The following is a 444-nucleotide window of genomic DNA, read 5'->3' as shown; positions in this document are numbered from 1 at the left end:
GGGCTCATCCCAATCGGGGGTGTAGGAGTTGGGGTCTGAAGCCGCCGGTCTCGAGCAGGCTTCGGGCGATGTAGTTGGTCAGGTTGCGGAACCCGAGTGCGGAGCCGCGCAGGTGTTCGAGCCGTCCGTTGAGTGCCTCGGTCGGCCCGTTGCTGGTGCCGGGTCGTTCGAAGTAGGCGAGCACGTCGGCGGCTCGCTTCTTCAGGGTCCGGCCCAGGGTGGTGAGCTCGGTGAGCACCTTGGGGACGCCGGCGCTGAGGTCGGTGATCAGCTTCTCCATGAGCTCGCGGCCACGTTGCCGGTCCCCGTGGCGATAGGCGGCGATCATCCGCTGGTAGACACCCCAGGTCGCCTCGACCTCGACGTGAGCGTCATCAACGAACAGCGCGCGTAGCCTGTCGCTCTGCTTGTCGGTGAGCAGGTCCGAGCCGGTGTGCAGCGTGC

The 444-nt window shown here is 67.1% G+C and carries 1 protein-coding gene; it reads right to left on the bottom strand.

Going from position 1 to position 444, the window contains the following annotated elements:
* Positions 1 to 4: 4 nt before the first annotated feature.
* A partial coding sequence (locus Q0840_RS18985; RefSeq protein WP_298462744.1) for a transposase occupies positions 5 to 444 on the bottom strand: 440 nt, incomplete at its 5' end.

Origin of the sequence: uncultured Cellulomonas sp. (genome assembly GCF_947494015.1) — a bacterium.
Taxonomy (GTDB): Bacteria; Actinomycetota; Actinomycetes; order Actinomycetales; family Cellulomonadaceae; genus Pengzhenrongella.
Note: the sequence above shows the minus strand (reverse complement) of the source record. Positions and strands in the feature narration are given on the sequence as shown.